This window comes from Rhodococcus sp. OS5 (assembly GCF_056837585.1).
Genome location: NZ_CM166368.1, coordinates 2,737,940 through 2,759,562 on the forward strand (window position 1 = coordinate 2,737,940; position 21,623 = coordinate 2,759,562).

General features: G+C 61.7%; 19 protein-coding genes. 16 read left to right on the plus strand and 3 right to left on the minus strand.

Annotated features, from left to right (window positions below; genetic code table 11):
- Positions 1-8: 8 nt before the first annotated feature.
- The 12 genes from ACVZUB_RS12950 to ACVZUB_RS13005 are packed head-to-tail and all read left to right on the plus strand — an operon-like array spanning position 9 to position 10,950.
- Positions 9-629: a DUF5947 family protein gene (locus ACVZUB_RS12950; RefSeq protein ID WP_042922570.1), complete on the plus strand. Its 621-nt coding sequence runs from the start codon at positions 9-11 to the stop codon at positions 627-629.
- Positions 626-1,264 carry a DUF6084 family protein gene (locus ACVZUB_RS12955; RefSeq protein WP_007735081.1) on the plus strand — a complete coding sequence of 213 codons (639 nt, stop codon included), beginning with the start codon at positions 626-628 and terminating at the stop codon, positions 1,262-1,264. The genes ACVZUB_RS12950 and ACVZUB_RS12955 overlap by 4 nt, the downstream gene beginning before the upstream one ends.
- Positions 1,261-2,622, plus strand: a complete 1,362-nt coding sequence (locus ACVZUB_RS12960; protein ID WP_482628460.1) for a hypothetical protein — start codon at positions 1,261-1,263, stop codon at positions 2,620-2,622. Before ACVZUB_RS12955 ends, ACVZUB_RS12960 begins: the two co-directional genes overlap by 4 nt.
- 48 nt (positions 2,623-2,670) lie before the next feature.
- Positions 2,671-2,790 carry a DUF6893 family small protein gene (locus ACVZUB_RS12965; protein ID WP_003942178.1) on the plus strand — a complete coding sequence of 40 codons (120 nt, stop codon included), beginning with the start codon at positions 2,671-2,673 and terminating at the stop codon, positions 2,788-2,790.
- Between the two features lie 6 nt (positions 2,791-2,796).
- Positions 2,797-3,291 (plus strand): hydrogenase maturation protease, encoded by a 495-nt coding sequence (locus tag ACVZUB_RS12970; RefSeq protein ID WP_003942183.1) that lies wholly within the window; start codon positions 2,797-2,799, stop codon positions 3,289-3,291.
- Between the two features lie 3 nt (positions 3,292-3,294).
- Entirely contained in the window at positions 3,295-3,582 is a 288-nt protein-coding gene (locus tag ACVZUB_RS12975) for a HypC/HybG/HupF family hydrogenase formation chaperone (protein WP_065455645.1), read from the plus strand.
- On the plus strand, positions 3,579-5,867 hold the full coding sequence (gene hypF, locus ACVZUB_RS12980) for a carbamoyltransferase HypF (RefSeq protein ID WP_050655148.1): 2,289 nt from the start codon (positions 3,579-3,581) through the stop codon (positions 5,865-5,867). The genes ACVZUB_RS12975 and hypF overlap by 4 nt, the downstream gene beginning before the upstream one ends.
- A 16-nt stretch (positions 5,868-5,883) precedes the next feature.
- The gene (locus tag ACVZUB_RS12985) at positions 5,884-6,183 is read left to right on the plus strand and encodes a HypC/HybG/HupF family hydrogenase formation chaperone (protein WP_003942168.1); all 300 of its coding nucleotides are present in this window, start codon (positions 5,884-5,886) and stop codon (positions 6,181-6,183) included.
- Positions 6,180-7,292 carry a hydrogenase formation protein HypD gene (gene hypD, locus ACVZUB_RS12990; RefSeq protein WP_042450712.1) on the plus strand — a complete coding sequence of 371 codons (1,113 nt, stop codon included), beginning with the start codon at positions 6,180-6,182 and terminating at the stop codon, positions 7,290-7,292. Before ACVZUB_RS12985 ends, hypD begins: the two co-directional genes overlap by 4 nt.
- A complete protein-coding gene (hypE, locus tag ACVZUB_RS12995; RefSeq protein ID WP_063316546.1) occupies positions 7,282-8,352 on the plus strand; it encodes a hydrogenase expression/formation protein HypE in 1,071 nt (356 codons plus the stop codon). The genes hypD and hypE overlap by 11 nt, the downstream gene beginning before the upstream one ends.
- Complete coding sequence (locus ACVZUB_RS13000) at positions 8,352-9,101, plus strand: DUF6390 family protein (RefSeq protein WP_063316545.1); 750 nt, start codon at positions 8,352-8,354, stop codon at positions 9,099-9,101. The genes hypE and ACVZUB_RS13000 overlap by 1 nt, the downstream gene beginning before the upstream one ends.
- Positions 9,102-9,132: 31 nt before the next feature.
- Positions 9,133-10,950 carry an ABC transporter ATP-binding protein/permease gene (locus ACVZUB_RS13005; RefSeq protein WP_482628461.1) on the plus strand — a complete coding sequence of 606 codons (1,818 nt, stop codon included), beginning with the start codon at positions 9,133-9,135 and terminating at the stop codon, positions 10,948-10,950.
- An 82-nt stretch (positions 10,951-11,032) separates the two neighbouring features.
- Here the strand turns inward: ACVZUB_RS13005 and ACVZUB_RS13010 are convergent, their stop codons facing one another.
- Positions 11,033-13,438 (minus strand): ATP-binding protein, encoded by a 2,406-nt coding sequence (locus ACVZUB_RS13010; RefSeq protein ID WP_482628462.1) that lies wholly within the window; start codon positions 13,436-13,438, stop codon positions 11,033-11,035.
- 153 nt (positions 13,439-13,591) lie between these two features.
- Here ACVZUB_RS13010 and ACVZUB_RS13015 point away from each other — a divergent pair, with 153 nt between their 5' ends.
- The 3 genes from ACVZUB_RS13015 (at position 13,592) to ACVZUB_RS13025 (ending at position 17,763) form a co-directional block, all read left to right on the plus strand.
- Positions 13,592-15,256, plus strand: coding sequence for an alpha/beta hydrolase (locus tag ACVZUB_RS13015; protein ID WP_482628463.1), 1,665 nt, complete (start codon positions 13,592-13,594; stop codon positions 15,254-15,256).
- Positions 15,257-15,359: 103 nt separating this feature from the next.
- Positions 15,360-16,787 (plus strand): hypothetical protein, encoded by a 1,428-nt coding sequence (locus ACVZUB_RS13020; RefSeq protein WP_054831324.1) that lies wholly within the window; start codon positions 15,360-15,362, stop codon positions 16,785-16,787.
- A 313-nt stretch (positions 16,788-17,100) separates the two neighbouring features.
- Positions 17,101-17,763, plus strand: coding sequence for a GAP family protein (locus ACVZUB_RS13025; RefSeq protein WP_482628464.1), 663 nt, complete (start codon positions 17,101-17,103; stop codon positions 17,761-17,763).
- A gap of 51 nt (positions 17,764-17,814) precedes the next feature.
- On the opposite strand, the gene ACVZUB_RS13030 is transcribed toward ACVZUB_RS13025, so the two are convergent.
- Positions 17,815-19,278: a glycoside hydrolase family 5 protein gene (locus ACVZUB_RS13030; RefSeq protein WP_482628465.1), complete on the minus strand. Its 1,464-nt coding sequence runs from the start codon at positions 19,276-19,278 to the stop codon at positions 17,815-17,817.
- Positions 19,279-19,454: 176 nt separating this feature from the next.
- Here ACVZUB_RS13030 and ACVZUB_RS13035 point away from each other — a divergent pair, with 176 nt between their 5' ends.
- Entirely contained in the window at positions 19,455-20,375 is a 921-nt protein-coding gene (locus ACVZUB_RS13035; protein ID WP_482628466.1) for an alpha/beta hydrolase, read from the plus strand.
- A gap of 16 nt (positions 20,376-20,391) precedes the next feature.
- On the opposite strand, the gene ACVZUB_RS13040 is transcribed toward ACVZUB_RS13035, so the two are convergent.
- On the minus strand, positions 20,392-21,594 hold the full coding sequence (locus tag ACVZUB_RS13040) for a PucR family transcriptional regulator (protein WP_482628467.1): 1,203 nt from the start codon (positions 21,592-21,594) through the stop codon (positions 20,392-20,394).
- Positions 21,595-21,623: the final 29 nt, after the last annotated feature.

The following is a 21,623-nucleotide window of genomic DNA, read 5'->3' on the forward strand; positions in this document are numbered from 1 at the left end:
GCCCGGTCATGAAAGTCACTGTGGGAGAGGTGCTCACACGAATTGCCTCGTCGCGTGTCGTTCCGACCGGACCGAGGTGTGAGATGTGTGCGGCGGGCATAGGCGACGAACACCAGCACGTCGTGGACGTACAGGTCCGGAGCCTGATGTGCGTGTGCCGACCGTGCTATCTACTCTTTGCACCGGTCGACGCGGACCTTCGATACAAAGCGGTTCCCGATCGGTACCTCGAGTTTCCGGACTTCGACCTCGGCCCTGGCCGGTGGGAGTCTCTGGAAATCCCCGTCGGCCTGGCATTCTTCTTCCGCAACTCACTCCTCGACAAGTACATAGTCTTCTATCCGGGACCGGCCGGAGCTACCGAATCCGAGTTGCCCATCGACTCGTTCGAGACTGTGCTCGAGGAGAATCCGGGGCTCGCGCAGATGCGGGCCGACGTCGAGGCGTTGATCGTGTCGGTGCCCACGTCAGGACAATCGCCGAGATGCTTCGTTGTTCCCATCGACGCCTGTTACGAACTGGTGGGACGATTGCGCACCGTGTGGCGCGGATTCGACGGTGGCCAGGATGCCGCACGCGCAGTGGACGAGTTCTTCGGGCGCGTCGAGGCGCGAAGCAGGTCGGCATGACTGTTCTCGACTTCTCGATCGACAACATGGAGGTGGAACCGTACGCGGTTACGCCGAATCTGACGGTGAGATTGAGAATGTCGGAATCCACCGGCACGACCGTCCGTGCGGTGGCTCTGCGCGCGCAGGTACGAATCGAACCACACCGCCGACCGTACTCCGACGCCGAAGGCGAAGGTCTGCGCGATCTCTTCGGTCCGCGGGAGCGTTGGTCGAGTACGCTGCGCACCTTCCTGTGGATGGAATGTTCCACGGTCGTTCAAGGATTCACCGGAACAACGGTCGCGGCCTTGCCCATGGCGTGTACGTACGACTTCTCGGTGACGGCGTCGAAGTACATGCACGCACTCGGAGACGGAACGATTCCGATCGTGGTTCTACTGAGCGGCACGGTATTCACCGACGGACCGCGTGGTTTCTCCGTGCAGCAGATCCCGTGGGACAGATCTGCTGCCTACGAATTGCCGGTCGACGTGTGGAAACAGCTGATGGCTGCGCATTATCCGGCGTCTGGTTGGGTACGCCTCGACCATGAGACGATTGCCGATCTCGTGCGGTTCAAGGCAGCGCACGGCCTCACGGACCTCGATTCAGCCGTCCGGCAGTTGCTGACGGCGAGCCAGGTGCCGCGATGACTCGAACGGAGATGGATCACGACGTTCGGGCCGTGGCCGACGCCGTCCTGTACGAGGGATATCTTCTCTATCCCTACCGGGCCGGTTCGGCGAAGAATCAATCCCGTTGGCAGTTCGGGGTTCTCGGACCGCCCGGCGCCGCCGAGGTCGGAGTCGGCGAGGAACCGTCGATGTCCGCGCAATGTCTGCTCGGCGAATTCGAGCGGAACGGCGTCGAAGTTTCTGCGACTGTGAGATTTCTGCACCACCAGTCGCGGACGGTTGAACGACTCGGCGCCGGCGGGGCGTGGATCCCGGTCGATCGGTTGGTAGTCGGCGAGCGGGAGTCGATCTCGTGGGACGAAGCCACCGAGTCCGAGATCGTGTTGGGTCCGTGGGGTCTGGACGAACTCGAGGCCGGCGTCGAAGAAACCTTCTGTGCGGCCGGAGTTGTCGAAGGAGAGACTTTGTCGGACTCTCGGGGCAGGGTGGTCGGACGGATCGTTCGGACACGGCTTCCGGTGAATGGCCTCTTGGCAGTGAGCGCCTCCGCCGGGGACGGACGCACGGTGATTTCCGTGGAGATCATGAACGCCACGAGCGTCGACGCACGGGACAAGGGCACGGCCACCGCGCAATCGATGCTGGGGACTCACGTCATTGTGAACTGCACAGGCTCGAGGTTCCTGTCGTTGTTCGAAGAAGCAGATCACTCGGAGCAGTTGCGGCAAAATCGCTGTTATCCGGTGCTTGCGGGGACCGAGGACCCCACTCACCCTGGCACATCTCCCACCGTTCTGGTGTCACCGATCATCCTGTACGACTTTCCCGAGATTGCGCCGCAGAGCGAGGGATCTCTCTTCGACTCGACCGAGATCGACGAAATTCTCACCCTGAGAATCCTTGCCATGACCGACGAGGAAAAGGCGCGGGCGCGAGCTACCGACTCCAGAGCTGCCGACATCATCGACCGATGTGAGCGATTGACGGACGACGATCTAGCCGGCCTGCACGGCGTGCTGCGAGATTCGAATGCCGGTTCTGATCTGATACCCGAGGTGCCTGACGGTGTGGACTGGTGGACCCCGGAAGCCGACACCAGTGTTCAACCACGCACCGACGCAGTTCTGATCAACGGCGTCCGTGTCTCTGGTGGAAGTACGGTTCGGCTCCACCCCTCACGCCGCGCTGATGCTCAGGACCTGTTCTTCGACGGCCGGATCGCCCACGTCGCCACCATTCATGAAGACGTGGACGGCGACATTCATGTTGGGGTGACACTGTTGGACGATCCGGCCGCCGATCTGCACAACTGGTACGGCCGCTACCTGTACTTCGCGCCGGACGAGATAGAGCCGATGCCGCGCGACAGCGCGTGACGTACTCACAGGTATCGAACTTCACAGCTATCGAGAGGAGAACTCGCCATGAGGAGCATGGGATTGCTGTCGACGGCACTTCTCGGCGCCACCGCGATCGCAGCCGCGATCGTCCTGGTGGTGTCGATGCCGGACATCCAGCGCTATCTGCGAATGCGAAAGATGTAAAGCGCTGTGCGCGTGCTGATTGCAGGTGTCGGAAACATTTTTCTCGAAGACGACGGATTCGGCCCCGAAGTTGTTCGGGCGCTGCAGCATGAGAATCTCCCATCGGGAGCTCGCCTGGTCGACTACGGGATTCGGGGCGTGCATCTGGCGTACGACTTGTTGGAGTCGTGGGACGCCCTGGTCCTGATCGATGCCTTACCGGCGACCGGAGTCCCGGGCAAGCTCGCGATCATCGAAGTGGACCCCGAAAGTGAAGGCCCGCAAGGAGGTTTCGACGCGCACTCGATGCATCCGAGTTCGGTGTTTGCCAGCCTGCAGGCCCTCGGCGGAACACTCCCGCGGACGTTCGTGGTGGGGGCACATGCGAAATCGATCGGCGACGGAATCGGATTGAGTGCGGAGATGCGTGATTCGGTAGGGCAAGCCGCTTCGGCGGTGCTGGCACTCGTCCGGTCCATCGACGTGGACTGTGATGCCACCACACTGGGGCCGGAGGTGTGAGTCATGTGTCTGGGGATTCCGGGACGGGTACGCGAACTACTGGACGGATACGGCGGTCAACTCGCTCTCGTCGACGTGGAGGGGGCACCACGCAAGGTCAACATCGGAATGCTCGACGAAGGCACCGTCACTGCAGGTGACTGGGTGGCGATCCACATGGGCTTTGCAGTCGAGAAGGTCGACGAGCAGGAAGCTCGCCACGCTCGGGCCGGCCTCGAACTGATGGGCCGTGGTGGCCACGACGGTGAGATAGTCGACTCCGATACTGGTAACGGCGAGGTCGGGACATGAAGATCGCCTGCCGTGTCATCGTTCGTGGCGTAGTCCAGGGGGTGGGCTTCCGGCCGTTCGTCCATGCGACCGCCACCGAACTGGGACTGTCGGGTTCGGTGGGAAATTCTGCTCTCGGTGTCGTGATCGACGTCGAAGGCGACGGAGAGACAATCGATGCATTTGTCGCTCGGGTGCGAAACCGCCCCCCACCGCTGGCACGGGTGGAGTCGGTAGAGCGCGAGGACTCGCGGCCGGTTGGTCGTGAGGGGTTTCGCATAGTCGAGACGGATGCGGGGTCGGTCGGGCGAACCTTGGCGCCGGCGGATGTCGGGATCTGCGACGACTGCCTCCGGGAACTGACTGATCCGAGCGATCGGCGATATCGTCATCCATTCATCACCTGCACCAACTGCGGTCCGCGATTCACGATCATCGAATCGCTGCCCTACGACCGGGCCGCTACGACGATGAAGCGATTCCCGTTGTGCGCGAACTGTGCGGCGGAGTACGTGGATCCCGCCGACCGCCGGTTTCATGCGCAACCGATTGCCTGCCCGCAGTGCGGTCCAACGCTATCGTTCGTGGAAGGGGACGCGCCCGCCGTGACCGGTGAGGGTGCACTGCTACGAGCCCGATCCCTACTGCGAGACGGGAAGATTCTTGCTGTCAAGGGAATCGGAGGATTTCACCTGGCTTGTGATGCCCGCGACGACCGCGCGGTCCACGAGTTGCGTGAACGCAAGCATCGAGCAAGCAAGCCGTTGGCGGTGATGGTGCGCGATGTGCCAGAAGCCAGAGAGTTGGGTGTGGTCGGTGATGCCGAGGCTGATGCCATGTCCTCGCGCGAGCGCCCGATTGTGCTGGTTGCCAAAGCGTCTGGATACGCGCTTTCCCCCTTGATTGCCCCCGGCATTCCGGATATCGGAATCATGCTGGCCTACAACCCGATTCAGCATCTTCTTCTGGGTTTGGCCGGAGAAGAGGCGGGCCCAGCGGTGTTGGTCATGACATCGGCGAACATCGGCGGTGAGCCGATTCTGTACTCCGACAACGATCTCGAACGATTGGGTGACCTGGCCGACGGGGTATTGACCCACAACCGTCCGATCTTGATGCCGTGTGACGACTCGGTGATGCGAATAGTCGGCAGTGGAAGACAGTTGCTTCGTCGCTCGCGCGGATATGCTCCGCTGCCCGTCACCGCGCCGTTCGACGTACCGCCTACCTTGGCGGTCGGGGCCGACCTGAAGAACACCTTCTGTCTTGCCGAGGACGGATATGTGTGGCCGAGTCAGCACATCGGAGACATGGGCGACCTCGCTGTCATCGACAGTTTTGCTGCGTCGGAGAGTCACTTCGAATCGATCACGGGGGTGGTGCCGCACCAGATCGCCTGTGACGAGCATCCTCGGTATCGCTCGTCCTCGTGGGCTCGCAGTCGTAGTGGTGACCGACCGGTGCGCATCGTCGGGCATCACCACGCACATGTGGCTTCCGTGATGGGGGAGAACGGCCGGGACGGGAGCGAACCAGTTCTCGGAATAGCGTTCGACGGCACCGGCTACGGGGCGGACGGCGCAGTGTGGGGAGGGGAACTACTGCTGGCGACGTACAAGGGTTATCGCCGTCTCGCGCATCTGGGATACGTACTGCTGCCCGGTGGCGATGCCGGAGTGGAACGGCCGTACCGAATGGCGCTCGCCCACCTGTGGCATGCCGGGTTGGACTGGGAATCCGACCTCGCGCCCGTGGCAGCCTGTCCGCCCCGAGAGCAGTCGGTCCTACTTCACCAGATGGAAACCGGTTTCGGGTGCGTGGACACCTCGAGCATGGGGCGGTTGTTCGACGCAGTCTCCTCGCTGACCGGGGTCCGTCAGAGGGTCGACTACGAAGCGCAGGCTGCCATCGAGTTGGAGGGGGTGTCGAGGGGAGTCGACAGCGCCGGTTCGCGGTACACCTTCGATTGGACGCAGTCGGACGACGATTCGTGGACAGCAGATCCGCGGTCGGTCATTCGGGCTGTTGTCCGCGATCTCCGGGAGAAGTTGCCCGCTGAAGTGATCGGCGCCCGTTTCCACGAATCCGTAGCGCACCTGGTGCTCGAGTGGGCAATTCGTGGCCGGGAACTGGCGGGAGTGGACGAGGTAGTACTCACCGGAGGTGTCTTTCAGAACCCTCTACTGCTCGTTCGGGCGTGTGCTCTGCTCTCAGACGCTGGATTCACGCCGTTGACAGGACTGGAGTTGCCGCCGAACGACGGCGGTCTCGCCTACGGCCAAGTGCTGGTGGGGAGTTCGTCATGAGGTCAGGAGTTGTGTCATGTGCCTAGCCGTACCGGGACGTATCGAGTCCCTGGAGGAACGCGACGGAACGACGATGTCGGTGGTGAACTTCGGTGGCGTCCGAAAAGAAGTGTGCCTCGAGTACATTCCGGGCGCCCAAGTCGGCGAGTACGTCGTGGTGCACGTCGGATTTGCCATCCAGCGACTCGACGAGGAATCCGCTCGCAGCACGCTGGCGGAATTCGAGCACCTCGGCGTACTGGAAGAGGAATTCGGTGACGGGTTCGAAAGGGCTGCCCGGGCCGCGGGGATCGAACCGAAGGAGACGGAATCATGAAATATCTGGACGAGTTCTCCGATCCGGAACTGGCCGGCAAACTGCTGGATCAGATCCGTGCGCTGGCCACACGGCGATGGGCGATCATGGAAGTGTGTGGTGGTCAGACACATTCGATCATCAGACACGGCATCGATCAATTACTTCCCCAACAGATCGAGATGATCCACGGACCCGGATGCCCGGTCTGTGTCACCCCGCTCGAGATCATCGACAAAGCTCTCGAAATCGCGGCACGACCCGATGTCATTTTCTGCTCCTTCGGGGACATGTTGCGAGTTCCGGGGAGTTCGTCGGATCTGTTCCGCATCAAGAGCGCCGGCGGTGACGTGCGGGTGGTGTACTCACCGTTGGATGCACTGACTATCGCCAAGGAGAATCCGGACCGGCAAGTGGTGTTCTTCGGGATCGGATTCGAGACCACCGCGCCGGCCAACGCCATGACCGTCTATCAGGCCAATCGCCTGGGTATCGAGAACTTCTCGCTACTCGTCTCGCACGTTCTGGTCCCGCCGGCGATGGCCGCGATCATGGATTCGCCAGAGTGCCGCGTGCAGGCATTTCTGGCGGCCGGGCATGTATGCAGTGTGATGGGAACGTCGGAGTACCCGGCGCTGGCCGAGAAGTACAAGGTCCCGATCGTCGTCACCGGATTCGAGCCGCTGGATCTGCTGGAGGGCATCAGAAAGACGGTGCTGCAGTTGGAATCGGGTCGATACGAGGTCGAAAATGCTTACGCCCGTGCCGTCACCGCGCAGGGCAACACCGCAGCGAAAGCGATGCTCGAGGATGTGTTCGCCGTGTCGGACCGGACGTGGCGCGGCATCGGATCGATCCCGGACAGCGGTTGGCAGCTGGCACCGAAGTATGCGTATTTTGATGCCGAAGAGCGTTTTTCGGTGACCGATATCCATACCGACGAGTCGAGCGTCTGCCGTTCCGGAGAAGTGTTGCAAGGTTTGATCAAGCCACACGAGTGCAGTGCCTTCGGGAAGGAATGCACTCCGCGGAATCCGCTCGGTGCCACGATGGTGTCGTCCGAGGGGGCGTGCGCCGCGTACTACCTGTACCGGCGCCTGGAACTTCAGGAGGCGGGTCATGCCGGCTGAGGAGACCGCTGTAGTGGACTTGTCGGCGTGGGTCTGCCCACTGCCGCTGCGTGATTCGCCGAACATCGTCATGGGGCACGGCGGTGGAGGAGCGATGTCCGCCGAGCTCATCGAGCACCTGTTCCTGCCCTCGTTCGGAAGCGCTGCCGATGCAGAACTCGGTGACTCGGCCGTATTCGACGTCGGCGGGGTGCGGCTCGCGTTCTCGACCGACTCGTATGTCGTCAAACCCATGGTGTTTCCCGGCGGAACGATCGGCGATCTCGCTGTCAACGGAACGGTGAACGACCTGGCGATGGTGGGAGCGCAGCCATTGGTGATGTCAACGGCATTCATCCTGGAAGAAGGGACGGCGCTGACCGACATCGCGGGAATCGCGAAGGCGCTCGGTGAGGCCGCGCACGTTGCCGGCGTTCGGCTGGTGACAGGTGATACCAAGGTCGTCGATGCCGGTCACGGCGACGGAGTCTTCATCAACACCGCAGGAATCGGGATTGTCGCAGACGGGGTGGACATCAGCCCCACTCGCGCACAAGTGGGTGACGTCGTGATCGTCAGCGGCGACATCGGCGTTCACGGCGTGGCCGTGATGAGTTGTCGCGAAGGTCTCGAATTCGGGACCGAAGTGCGCAGTGATTGTGTTGCCCTGAACGGCGTGGTGGCCGACATGATTGCCACCGGTGTCGACATCCACGTCCTGCGCGACCCTACGCGGGGCGGAGTCGCCGCGACCCTCAACGAGATCGCTCAGGCGTCGAACATCGGGGTTGCGCTGGTGGAGCGAGATCTGCCGATTCCCGCTGACGTGCGCGACGCCTGTGGGCTACTCGGCTTGGATCCGTTGTACGTCGCAAACGAGGGCAAGTTGATCGCTTTCGTTCCACGCGAAGATGCCGCCCTGGTTCTGGAAGCGATGCACGGCAATCCACTGAGTGTGGGAGCCGCCGTGATCGGGGAGTGCGTGGCCGAACATCGCACAATGGTGGTGGCGCGTACGGCATTGGGAGGCAATCGGGTAGTGGATTTGCCGGCAGGTGAACAACTTCCTCGGATCTGCTGATGACTGCCGTCGGTATGAACGGGCCGGCATTGTTTGCTCGTTACGCGTATCCGCCGAACGAGTTGGGTTACTGCGGACCCGACGATCCTTCAGTGCTGCTTCGTCTGGCCAGCGGCAACTCGGGCAGCGGCGACCGTGATCACGCTCGTCAATTCGACGGTGCGTGGCCGTACCTCGAGGCATTGGCTGTAGGAGCGGGCATCGACGACCCCCTGGATTCGCGAGTGATCGAAGCCTATTGGGTGGGAGGTGATCTCCTCGACTCTCTCGATTCGGGGAAGTTGTTACAGCACTTGAGGGGGGCATTCGGTGAACGCGAGAACACCGGGTTCCTCCCCGTCCTCGGGGATATGGACCGCGCGCTCGCGCACCACAGCTTTCACGTATTTCTGGTGTATCCGTGGGTCAAGCTTCTTCGGAAGCGCGGTGCGGTCCCACTGTCCGTCCTCCAGAACTGCCGGATCAGATGGGGAGTGGTCGAGGACGTCGGCGAGGAGCATGCATTGGTGGTTTCGTCCCCGCTCGAGTTCGACGGTGAGCAACTCGCACGCGGCCGACCGGCAACGCAGAGAGTGCGGTGGAGGGTCGAGGGCAACGCGCTTGCGGCGATGCCCGTCCCCGGCGCTGTGGTGACGATGCACTGGGATTGGGTGTGCGACAGGATAACGGCAGAGCAATCACGTGCATTGGATGCCGCGGAAGACTCGGGATTGCGGATCGCGAACCGAATGCTGTCGACCGATATGTGATCGTCAGTTCCCCTCCAGGGCGGAGGCTACGGTGAATTGGGGTAGCGCGGTAACGGACAGCGCACTGTGGTTGGCAGAGGCATATGCGATCACGGTAGTGGTTCTCGTCGTCACCGCGCTGCTGCTTGCTCGGTATACCGTCTGGGGCAACCAGTTTCGGCGAATGGCTTGGCCCTACTTCGATCCCCGGCGCACCGTCATTCCGCTGTCGATTCTCGCGTTACTGCTGCTGCTCACGATATTCGGTGTCCGCGTGACGGTGTTGTTCTCGTACTGGTACAAGGATTTCTACGACGCCATTCAGAACCTTGACGAAACCGCTTTCTGGCACTACCTGCGAGTGTTCGCGATATTGGCCGCAGTCCACGTCGCTAGCTCACTCGTCGTCTACCTGGTAGGCCAAACACTCGATATCAATTGGCGCAGTTGGCTCAATGACACATTGACCGACGATTGGCTCGACGGCCGCGCCTACTATCGCGGAAACTTCCTGGAGAACCCGGTCGACAATCCGGACCAACGTATTCAGGCAGACATCACCGCATTCGCGACGTCGTCCCGCACGTTGTCCATGGGCGCCGTCGCCGCAATGGTCTCGATCGTCAGCTTCACCAAGATCCTGTGGGATCTGTCCGGTCCCTTGACTGTTTTCGGTGCCGAGATTCCGCGAGCGATGATGTTTCTCGTCTACATCTACGTGTTGGTGACCACGGCACTCGCATTCTGGATCGGCCGGCCTTTGATCATGCTGAACTTCTTGAACGAGAAACTCGGCGCCACCTTCCGGTACGCGTTGGTTCGACTACGGGAGTACGGCGAAAGCATCGCCTTCTATCGCGGAGAGAACGTCGAACGACGCACGCTCGGACTACGTTTTGCTGCAGTGATCCGCAATATGTGGGCGATCGTCTTCCGGACGCTCAAGTTCAGTGGCTTCAATCTGGCAGTGGATCAGACAGCGGTGGTGTTTCCGTTTCTGGTCCAGGGATCTCGATTGTTCAGCGGGCAGATCACTTTCGGCGACGTGATGCAAACTGCTCAAGCATTCGGCCAGGTGCACAATTCGTTGTCGTTCTTTCGAGAGTCCTATGCCGATTTTGCAAGTTTCCGGGCCACACTGATCCGTTTGACCGGGCTCGCCGATGCCAATCGTCGTGCCCGCGCACTTCCCGTGCTCGACGCGTTCTCCGCTGGCAGTCATTTGGTTGTTCGGGGACTCGACGTGCGCACGCCGGTTGGTGAGGCGTTGATCTCCGAACTCGACATGTCACTGGGGCCCGGCGATGCACTGCTGGTGAAGGGTCCGTCGGGTAGCGGCAAAACCACGCTGCTCCGCAGCATCGCGCAGTTGTGGCCGTACACAAACGGTTCCGTGACCACCCCGGTCGGAGACGTCCTGTTCCTCTCACAACGGCCATACCTACCATTGGGTTCTCTGCGCGCGGGTTTGGTATATCCGGACCAGTTGCCCTCAGGTCAGCCGAACACCGGGCGCTCGGACTTCGACGACCGCAGGCTCCACGACGCGCTCGCCGAGGTGCATCTCGCACATTTGATCGGTCGGCTCGACGAGCCGGCTGATTGGACTCGAATTCTGTCGCCGGGCGAACAACAACGGTTGGCGTTCGCCCGGGTCCTCCTGATCCGACCGCGAACCGCATTTCTCGACGAGGCGACATCCGGAATCGACGAAGGCCTCGAGTACACGCTCTACGACATCCTTCGCCGTGAACTGCCCGACAGCATCATTGTCAGCGTCGGGCATCGCAGCACTCTCGACGTTTTTCACAATCGACAACTCGAACTGCGCGGTGCGGGACACTGGACTCTCGCTGATCACGAAGGCTGAGAAAACTTTCGACGGTCGGATTCTTGCGACAGGATTCGGCCGGGTTACCCGCCGCGCCGCGATCGATCGAAGACACCGACCGTCACGAGGTCGAAGGGTTGCGGAAGTCGTTTGTGCGCTGGAGCACCCAGGCCGCAATCCTGGTGCGCGAGCCGTACCCCAGTTTGTTCAGTATGTGATCGACGTGGCCGTCGACAGTGCGCTGAGAAATGACCAGCTTGTCCGCGATTGCTCGGTTGGTCAGGCCCTGTGCGACGAGTTCGGCCACCTGCTGCTCCCGCGGAGTCAGCACTTCGTCGGCCGCCGATTTCGGTGATCCACCGGGCGGTTGCTCTCTCAGCGCGCGGGCCGCTGCGTCGTCGAGAGTCAGAGCTCGTCCATGATCGAATGCTGTTTGAAACACCCTGTCTCCGAGCCGGTTACGAGCCTCGGTCACGCTGTTTTCGTGGTACGGGACCATGCTCCTGAAGGTGTCCATCGGGCTGCCCGTGGCGGTGAACAGCGTGTCGGCAGCTCCCATCAGTGTGGCTGCCAGCTTTGCGTCCCGGTCGACAAGCGTCCACGCGATTTCCTCGAGGCACCATGCACATCCGAACTGGTTACCCAGCCCTCGAAGCAATCGGAGAGAATCTTCGAGTAGCTCGATACCGCGAGCGTGGTTGCCATGACGCCACAGGGCGGATCCGTAGTCCGACATCGTCATCGACCGCCACAAGATTTCGCCGCGCGATTCGGTGAGGGCCAACTCCTCCTCGTAAATGCTTGCAGCCCGGTCGGTTTCGCCGAGTGCGTCGACGACGAAGGCGAACCAGTAGAGCGCGGGTACCAGACGGGCGATGTCGTCGTTTGCCCGGAATGCTGCGACAGCCTGCTCCAGGTACTCGGCGCCGCGCACGAGATCGCCGTCGGCGACCGCGACGAATCCGAGCGTGTACCGCGCCAGTATGCGACCGTCGTCGTTCCGCTGCATCTCGGCCTGTCGCCGAGCCTCTTCGGCAATGCTTGTCGCCGAAGCGATATCTCGTTGGAGGGCTGCCAGCAGTGCGCCTGTCGCGGCGGCCTCGACTACCACCTCACCGAGAGTGCCCTCGGTCAGTTCGGGCACCTCGGCCAGGGCGCGACCCAACCAGTAGCGACCTTCGTTGAATCGACCACGTGCAAGCCAGTAATCATGCAGAGCACTTGCGGTACGCAATGTGTCTTCGACCGAGTCGGGTTCGGTCAGACCGAATTCCAACGCGGTGCGCAGGTTGGGTAAGTCGCGGTCGATCCGCGTCATCCAGTCGATTTGGTGCGGCCCCGTCCAGTCGACTCCGGCGCGGAAGACGAGTTGCCTGAACCACTCACTGTGCCTGCGCTGCAGCGAGACCCACTCGTCGACTGACACCAGTTCACGCCCGTAGTCGCGAAGAGTCTCGAGTAGGCGGTAGCGGACGTACGAGCCGTTTTGTTCACGGATGAGGATCGACTTGTCGACAAGGGACATCACGAGATCGCCCAAGTCGTCGTTCTGTGCTTCGTCGGCGAGAATTCCTTCGACGGACCCGAGATCGAAGCTACCCGCAAATACGCTCGAGTTCGCCCACAACGACTTCTCCGGCGGCGTACACAGATCGAAGCTCCAGTCGATACTCTGTGCAAGCGTTTGTTGACGCGCTGGAGCGTTCCGGCTGCCCCGCGTCAGCAGTTGGAAGCGGTCGTCGAGTTTTTGCAGGATCTGATCGACCGACATCGCCCTCAGTCGGGCAGCCGCCAACTCGATCGGCAGCGGTAGTCCTTCCAACCGGCGGACGATCTTCTCCACAGCCGCGCTGTTCTCGCTGGTGATGCGGAAGTCCGTCACGGAGGAACGTGCCCGCTGCTCGAACAGCATCATCGCATCACCATCACGGGTGTCGGTTGGCGACGGCGCCTCGGTGGGAAATCGCAGAGGCGGCACCCGTAATACCATCTCGCCGGGAATGTCGAGCGGTTCTCGGCTGGTCGCCAGAAGTGCCAATCGGGCACAGCACCGGAGGAGTTCGGCGGCGGTGTCGGCCACCCAGCCGATGAGGTGTTCGCAATTGTCCAGAACAAGCAGGACACGTTCGTCGACGAGACGGCCGATCAGTACCGATCGCGGTGACCGCGTAGATCGGTCTTGTACTCCGAGTGCGGCAAGAATCGTCTGATCGAGAAGTGCCGGCTCCCGCAGTTCGCTGAAGTCGACGAACCAGACGCCCCCGGGGAACGTACGGGAGGAATCATCGGCGGCACGGAGCGCCAAGCGGGTTTTGCCGACCCCACCCAGGCCCGTAAGGGTCACGAGCCGGTAGTCCGACAGCAGGCGTCGGACTTCTTTGGCCTCGGACCGACGACCGACGAAACTGCTCAGTTCGATCGGTAGGTTTCCTCGTTTTGCCGCCATGAGAATCGCGCCGAATTTGTACGTGCTGAGTGGATTGACCCCACACAGTGTACGCGGAATCGCGTGTGTGAAATCTGTCAACGCACCACCGGTGTTCGCCCGTGATTGCCGTTGGGCCGAAGCTTTTCGGTGCATGACGCGGAATAGCGAACACTTTCCACCGACGTAGTTCGCGCCTCATTCGAAAGGGATGAGAGGCGCATTTCATCTTTCTGGCGCACTTACGATTCGGGCATGAAACGTGTGTGGGAAGGTGTGCGGCGCTACGGCAAGACACTGCACTCGGTCGGGTTGTCGTTCGGTCTGGTGTTTTTCGTCCTCTCGATGAGCCCGTCTCTCTTACCGCGCGCGTGGTACCTGCAGGGCGTGGCAACCGGTATTTCCGTCGCCACCGGGTACGGCATCGGTGTGAGCGTGGCGTGGATGATCCGCAAATGCGGAGTCGAACCGACATGGTCGGACCGGACCAAGCGGATCGGTTGGGCCGTACTCGCCGTACTGGCAGTGATATTGGTGCCTCTTTTTCTGATCTTGGGTTCGTGGTGGCAGCAGATCGTCCGTGATCTGGTCGAGGCGCCTCGCGTGAACCGGGCGAACTATCTTCTGGTGCTGCTGGTTTCGCTAGTGGTGTGGTTGATCTTGCTGGAGGCGGGTCGCGGTCTGCGGCATCTCACCAGAGGGCTCGCTGCCGTTGCTCTGCGGTTTGTTCCCAAGGAAGCAGCGAAAGTCGCGAGCTTGGTCGTCGTCTTCGCGTTGGCGATCTTCGTCGTCAACGGTGCCCTCTACAACGGGCTCATCGCTTTTGCGAACTGGAGTTTCTCCGGCGCGGACAACGACACGCCCGATGGTATCGACCAGCCTCTGATCGCCGAACGCAGTGGTTCACCCATGTCTGCCGAGGCATGGGATTCGCTGGGCAAGGAGGGTCGCACCTTCATGGGTAGCGGGCCGTCTGCCGTGCAGATTTCCGCGCTGACCGGCCGGGACGCGAAGCAACCCATCCGCGTGTACGCCGGCCGTGAGTCGTCGGATTCCGTCGACGGTGTCGCGCAGCGGGTCGTCAACGAACTCGAGCGCACCGGCGGCTTCGACCGTGCCGTCCTGGCAGTAGTGACCACCACCGGCCGCGGCTGGGTGGACGACGACGTGGCGTCCGCTTTCGAATACGTCCAGGGCGGCGACACCGCCATCGCGGCGATGCAGTACTCGTTCCTTCCCAGCCCTTTGGCATTCATCGCCGATCGCGAAACCCCGATGGCCGCAGGCCGGGCGCTGTTCAACTCTGTCTATGCGAAGTGGATCGATCTGCCACTCGACAAGCGCCCCAAGCTTGTCGTTTTCGGCGAGAGCCTCGGATCGTACGGGGGACAGGCCGCGTTCGCGGGAGCACAGGACATGGCGACGCGGGTGGATGGGGCGTTGTGGTCGGGGACTCCGAACTTCACCGCTCAATGGCAGGAGATCACCAGCAGTCGTGACTCCGGCTCACGGGAAGCCGTGCCGGTGATCGACGACGGGCAGTCGATTCGTTTCGCTGCCTATCCGGGGGATCTCGAACTGGATGCGCCGTGGAACGACTCACGCGTCGTGTACTGGCAGCACGCCAGCGACCCAATTGTCTGGTGGTCTTTCGACCTGCTTCTGAACAAGCCGGACTGGCTTGCCGAGCCTCTCGGCCGTGATGTCGATCCGGGAATGACGTGGATACCGTTCGTGACATTCTGGCAGGTGACACTCGACATGGTCTTCTCGGCGGACGTTCCGCCAGGTCACGGGCACAACTACGGTGCCGAGGCGGCGGACATGTGGGCGCGGATCCTGCACCCCGACAACTGGTCTCAGTCGGACACCGACGCGATTCGCGGCGCTCTGACGAACGACTTTCAACCCACCAAGTAGTAGTGCGGAGTGCGGACCTCGTGACGGTCTCTCGTCGTTGGACCGGGAGTACTCGCTCTAGATCGTTCTATCACTGTTTGTCAGCTATCTAACAAGGAGCGCGATGCATTCATCAAGAACACTCGTAGCTGCGGTGGCGCTGAGCGCGATCACTGTATTTGCCGGGGCTGGGTCCGCGGTTGCCGCGCCGGCGGTCGGATCTGTCGATTTCGGTTCGTCGAGCGGATCCGGATCAGGAACCGGTTCGGCTAGCGGATCCGAATCTGGTTCTGTCGATTTCGGATCCGGCGGACCGGACGTCGAGCATCCGGTGTCGACCTGCTTCTGGTCCGTGCCGATCAATCCCGAGCGCGCGGACCCACAGCTCAACTACGCCTTTCCTGACACTGCGGCGATTTACTGGGCTGCGCAGTTCACAATCCCCGAGAACGCCGAGTTGGTTATCCGAGGGCAGTATGCGCATGCGCGCTATCAGTCGTTGAACTCGTACAACGCGGCAACCGCGATGCCGACCGCCGTCCTCAATGACATTTCGACAGCTCCCGACGCAGGTTCGCGCAACACCTATCTTCCCGGTGCCGATCGAGCGAACGAAGGTGCCAGGTCGTACACGGCTTCCGTCCTCAACGAGGCCTCGCCTGCTGAGCCGAAACCCAACACCTTGTATGCCGGTGTGCCAGGTCAGGACCGGATAAGCCTGCTTTATCGCATCTACCTGCCGGACAATGGGCGTGATCTCACCGGCGGCGTAGGACTGCCTGAGCCAGAGCTGCACCTTCCCGGTGGTCAGGTGCTGCGGGGGCAGGATCTGTGTTCAGCGGTCGGTGCGGACAACGGAATCTTGAAGCCGGCTTCGCTGCCGCTGGACACGTACAAGGCATTGCGTGACCAACCGGGCAAGCCTGCGACATTCCCTTCCGAGCAGGCACCAGTCTGGCGGGCGTACTACAGCGCCGAGTTCACGCTCGGCTGTACCTATCTCGGCAAATGCGATGGCACACCCCAGCGGGTGGGCGGGCAGTACTCCAACATCGACAACAGCTACGTCACAGCCGAAGTCAACCGTGGGTTCGGCGAAGTTCTAGTACTTCGGGGAGAGATGCCGAGGACTCCGAAGACGACAGGCGGCGCAAAGAATCTCGACAGCGCAGTCGACATGCGGTTCTGGTCGATGTGCAGCAATGAATCGCTGGCAACGACGAAGGTAGCGACGTGTCTGTTCGACGAGCAGATGGCCACTGATGCGGATGGTCGCTACACGATTGTCGCGTCGCTCCCTGAAGACCGACCCGCAAACGCTACGAAGGAATGTGGGGTGTCATGGCTTTCGCTCTCGCCGGCCGGTGACGGCGCAGGGCATCCCGACGATTCCCTCTTGATCATGCGGAACATGCTGCCGGCCAAGGACTTCAGCCACGCTGCACACGACACCAAGACGCCCGGTGACGAGAAGGCAGTGATGGGAGAGTATCTGCCGGACGGGCAATATACGTCCAAGCTCGCGTTCGAGGGCAGTGGCTGCGCGAAGTAACCCGTCTTTACGCGTGAGGTCACTACTCGAGATTGTGTCTGGTGATCCTCCTCGATGATGTCGGCTGCGCTCTGCTGCGAGCGCAGCCGACACACCGTTGACCAAGTCTTTTCGCGATCTTCGGTGGGGAATCGAGGCCTGCGGTTCAGGCACTCATCCCTTTCGAATGAGGCATCAACTACGCAGGCGCTCGCAGTGTCAGCATTGTCGCGCAGCGGTATCAGCGGTGCTCTGTTGTCCGTCGTGGCGGACAGGGGCGCCTTTTCTCGCCTACCGCCTATCCTGCTTGCCGCAATCAGAAATGAGTTTTGACATGGGTTCCGTTGTCGGAGAACTTCTCCCGTTGGCCGTCGGTGTCGCCGTGTCGCCGGTGGCCGTCATCGCCACCATCTTGATGTTGCTCTCCAAGCGAGCGGGTAGCACCAGCGCCGGGTTCGTGGTGGGCTGGTTACTCGGAATCTTCATCGCTACAGTTCTTTTCGTCATCTTGTCCAGTGTCGTCAGCACGTCAGACGACGGACCGTCCGCCACGGTTTCGTGGATCAAACTAGCTCTCGGTGTCCTCCTGTTGGCCGTCGGGGTCAAGCAGTGGCGGGGGCGCAGCGGCGAGCACGAAACACCGAAGTGGATGCAAGCCGTCGACGAGATGACCGCGGCCAAGGGATTGGGCCTTGGATTCGCGCTCGCCGCGATCAACCCGAAGAACCTGCTCATGTGCATCGCGGCCGGAGTGTCGATCGGCTCGGCGTCGTTGGCGACCAGCGGAGCGATCACCTCGATTCTCGTATTCACGGTCATCGCCAGTTCAACTGTCGCGATCCCGGTCATCGGATACCTGGTGGCTGCTGATCGCCTGCGAAAGCCATTGGCCAATCTCAAAGTCTGGCTCGAGGACAACAACACCACGGTGATGAGTGTGTTGATCTTGGTCGTCGGAGTTGTTCTGATCGGCAAGGGAATTGGCGGAATCTTCTGATACCCGCTCTTTCGCGTGGTGTGAACGCGCGATTCCCGGATGATCGTTCGATCAGGCGCGCTTGACCGCGTAGTCGCCGTCGGCGTGACCGATCAGTTGCCATCCGCCCTCGATCGGGGACAGTCGGACGTCGGAGAGATTCGTGGTCTCGAGCTGTGGCTGGTCGGTGCCGGGGTACCAGGCCTCGACCCGTCCGGTGCCGCTCCCGTCAAACCCGTCACGCGATACCTCCGTCAGCGTGCCGGGCGCTGCCCGCGGATACGCTCGCGAGAGTGGCGCGGCGAATCCCTCTACGAGCCCGAGTGATTCACCGGACGGGCAGTCGATGCGATTCAGATTTCCCTGCGGCTGGTGGGTATTGCCGTCGCGAACCGGGTGGGGGTCACCGCACGCTTGTGTCCACGACCACCACGCGCCGCCCATCCGGTACCTGTCGGTGGCATCGACGAAGCGGTCGACGTCTGCTCTCTGCTCGTCGGCGTCGCCGAACCAACCCCATTCACCTGTCCACAACGGTGCGTCGTACCAGGCGGCAGCGAGGTCGGCGATCTTGAATCCGTCTTCGATTCCGGGAAATTCGCTACTGACCGTTATCGATTCGCTGTAGAGATGGGGCGAGAAGACCACCAGGGGATCGGTCAGGTAATGGCGTGGAGGCAGCGCGTCGAGGCCGAAAGCCGACCAGATCGCGCTGGGCTCGAAGAACAGGAGGTGTGGAAATCCTCCTGCTTCGGCCTGTCTGATGGCGTCGGTGGCTCGCTTGTAGAACTGCCCGATCTGATCAGCTGCCGTGAATGGATCGCGCAGGCCGGGGTTCGGTTCGTTCAACAGGTCGTATCCGGCTACAGCTGGTTCGTCTTTGAACTCGGCAGCCAACCGCGCCCACGTCGCGACGAGGCGACTCTGGATTCCTTGCTCGTCGTCGTAGAACGCCTGGAAGGCATGGGCGATCGCGGGTGCGGCTTCCCTGAGTCCACCGATGTTGCAGGTTGTCCATCCGCCGGTCAGGGTTGCCCACTCGGGTGCGCCGTCCCAGCCGACTCCCGGCCGCATGAATGACGGGCACGACTGGTCGCTCGGGGTGCCGACGTACGGGCCCCATGCATCCTGATGCATGTCGAGAACGGTGTAGATGCCGTGGTCTTTTGCATCCTCGACCGCTACTCGAACGCGGTCGACGTACGCAGTGTCGAATGCACCGCGGGTCGGTTCCAAGAGGGACCACGCGACGTTGAGCCGGACGACGTTGAAGCCCAGCGCTGCCATCTGCGCGAAGTCCGTTCTTCCCAGCGGCGTAACGGTGGGTAGACCGGTGCCGTTGGTTGCGTAGTCATTGAGACCGTTGGCGTTCACGCCGCGGAGCAACACCGTTCGTCCGTCGACGTCCTTGATCGTTCGATCTGCGACGGTCAGTTGGGGGAGAGTCCAGCCCGGATCCGGTGGTGCAGCGTTCGCCGGCGGAGTTGCAATCTGGAGGACCAGGATTGCGAGGGTGGCAAGCAACAGCGCACGCATCCATCGACCTTTCTAGACAAACGTCCAATTCCGAGTCGAGGCTAGCGTGAGAAGACCTCTTTCCGGCGCGGTTTGCTCATACCTGTCACGGCCCCGCGTTGCCGAGAACACGTCGGACACGTGCTCCTGCTGGAGGTGTCATCATTGTCGACAAGTCTCGACCCGAGGGAGCCCTGGTGAAGCTTGCATTGACTGATCTGATCGAACAAATGCCTCGTGACGATTTGGCGAGTACGCGAGCGTTCTATGCGTCGCGTCCTGCCGGTGCCGGTCCGAGTTCCCTGCAGGAACTGCTTGTGGTGCGAGCATCCAGGGTGGTTGATCCCACGGCGAGCCGGGCTGTTGAACACGCACTCGACATCGAGGGCCGATCCGTTTCGGTGCGCGTAGTCACTCCGAACGACGGCGATGTCAACGGGGTCTATCTGTATCTTCCGGGTGGGGGTTTCTACATGAGTTCAGCGGCCAGCGCTGACGCCCGAAGCATGAGACTTGCCGACGAGGTCGGGGTGGTAGTGGTTACCGTCGATTACCGGCTTGCACCGGAATTCCCTTGGCCGGCAGCGCCGGACGATTGTGAGGCAGTCGCCTTGTGGCTGCTTGATGTCGCTGCCGAACGGTTCGGGACGACCAGGCTCGCCATCGGTGGCATGTCGGCGGGAGCAACCTTGGTGACGACGACGTTGCTGCGCCTTCGTGATCGAGGTCTGGCCAAGGCATTTTCGGGTGCGGTGCTGGAAGCGGGCACGTACGACGTCAGTGCCCAGACTCCCGCGGGCCGCACCATCAGCGACGAATACTTCATCGAAGCCTACGTCGGCCATGTCGATGATCGCACTCTCCCGGATATTTCTCCGACATTCGGCGACCTCAGCAGCCTGCCGCCGACCCTCGTTGTCGTTGGATCAGAAGACGTGGTCCTGGCAGAGAACCTTGCCATGGTGGCGCGACTGTCGGCGGCCGGAAACGACGTCGACTTGCGTCTCTATCCTGATGTCCCGCATGGATTTACAAACCATCCAACGCCTGTTGCCCGCCGCGCTGCGTCGGATATGGGTGCCTGGCTTGGGCAATGTCTCGACGGCGAGTCGGAGTGACAAGCACGGGCGCGGTTCAGCGTGCCGAGGACACGCGGCGCGTGTTCGGTGTCAGATGGTGGTCGAGCGTTCGGCGATGAAACAGTTCGAGGCTCACGATAGATTTCATCAGGCCGTCGAGGGTTCGCGCATCCCATCCGGTCAGATGCTGCCAGCGGTCGAGTCGATACGTGACAGAGTTCGCATGCAGGTGGATGTCACGGGCGGCAGCGCTGACGGAGAACCCGCTTCGGGCGAAGGCGCGGACGGCATCCATCAGATGTGAGTGCTCTTCGGCCACGGACGCCCCAGCCTGTAGAAGCGGCAGCAGCTCGTCCTGGTGGGTGGCAAGAGTGGCGATGAGCCATTCGTCGGCAAAGCTGACCGTCGTGCCCGGCGCTGTCGCCAACTGCAATGTGCGCTCGGCGTCGGTGATGCTTTGAGCTGCGCCGACGAGCCCGACCCGGGGCATCCCGATACCTAGTGACGTTCGTGGATGATCTCGCATGATTGCGTGGATGACTTCGGTTGGTTCGCCCTGACACATCACGATTACTCGGGAGCCATGTCGACTGCAATGCGCGACAGCATGCACGGAATCCAGGGTTCGTTGCAGGTTTTCCACTTGTACTTCTGACCATTCCTCCTCGACGGCCGACAGTGCTTGGAACGATTTCTGTGTATCGAATCCGAGGGTTTGTGCCAGCTCTCGGGCGTTGCTCAGTTCCATATCCGTTGCACTGTGCAGTGTTTCGAAGAATCGGTATCGAACGCCGGCGCGGATGGCCTGCTCGCTGCGCGTTGCCTCGGAGTGTCCGACTGCGACTGCGCTCGTCGCGGCGTGAACGAGGTCCCAGAGTTTGCCGCCTGCTTGCAGCAGCTCGTGTGTTGGTTTCGTGGACCGCTGGACCATCGTGTCCCAGAGCTCACGAGATGCAATGTGATAAGTCTCGATGACATCGGAGAGGGGGAGCCCTTGCATCGCGCGACGGCGCCCGAGTTCGCGGTTTCGGTCGGTGTCTTCTGTGGTGATCGTTTCGTTCTCGGCGACGGCACACAGCATTGCGGACAACTGTTTGCGGATGTAGTTGCCTTGCTCGGCCACTGGTACCGCGGAGTAGGCCGGGAGTTCGCTGCGAATCTGTTGTACCGCGCGCTCGGTGAGCGCTTCGAGCTCGTCGGAAACCTCGCGACACAACCGTCGGATCGTGTCTTCTTCTTCGACGTCGGTTACGTCCACGGGGTTACTCCTTTGTGCGTGCTTGGTCT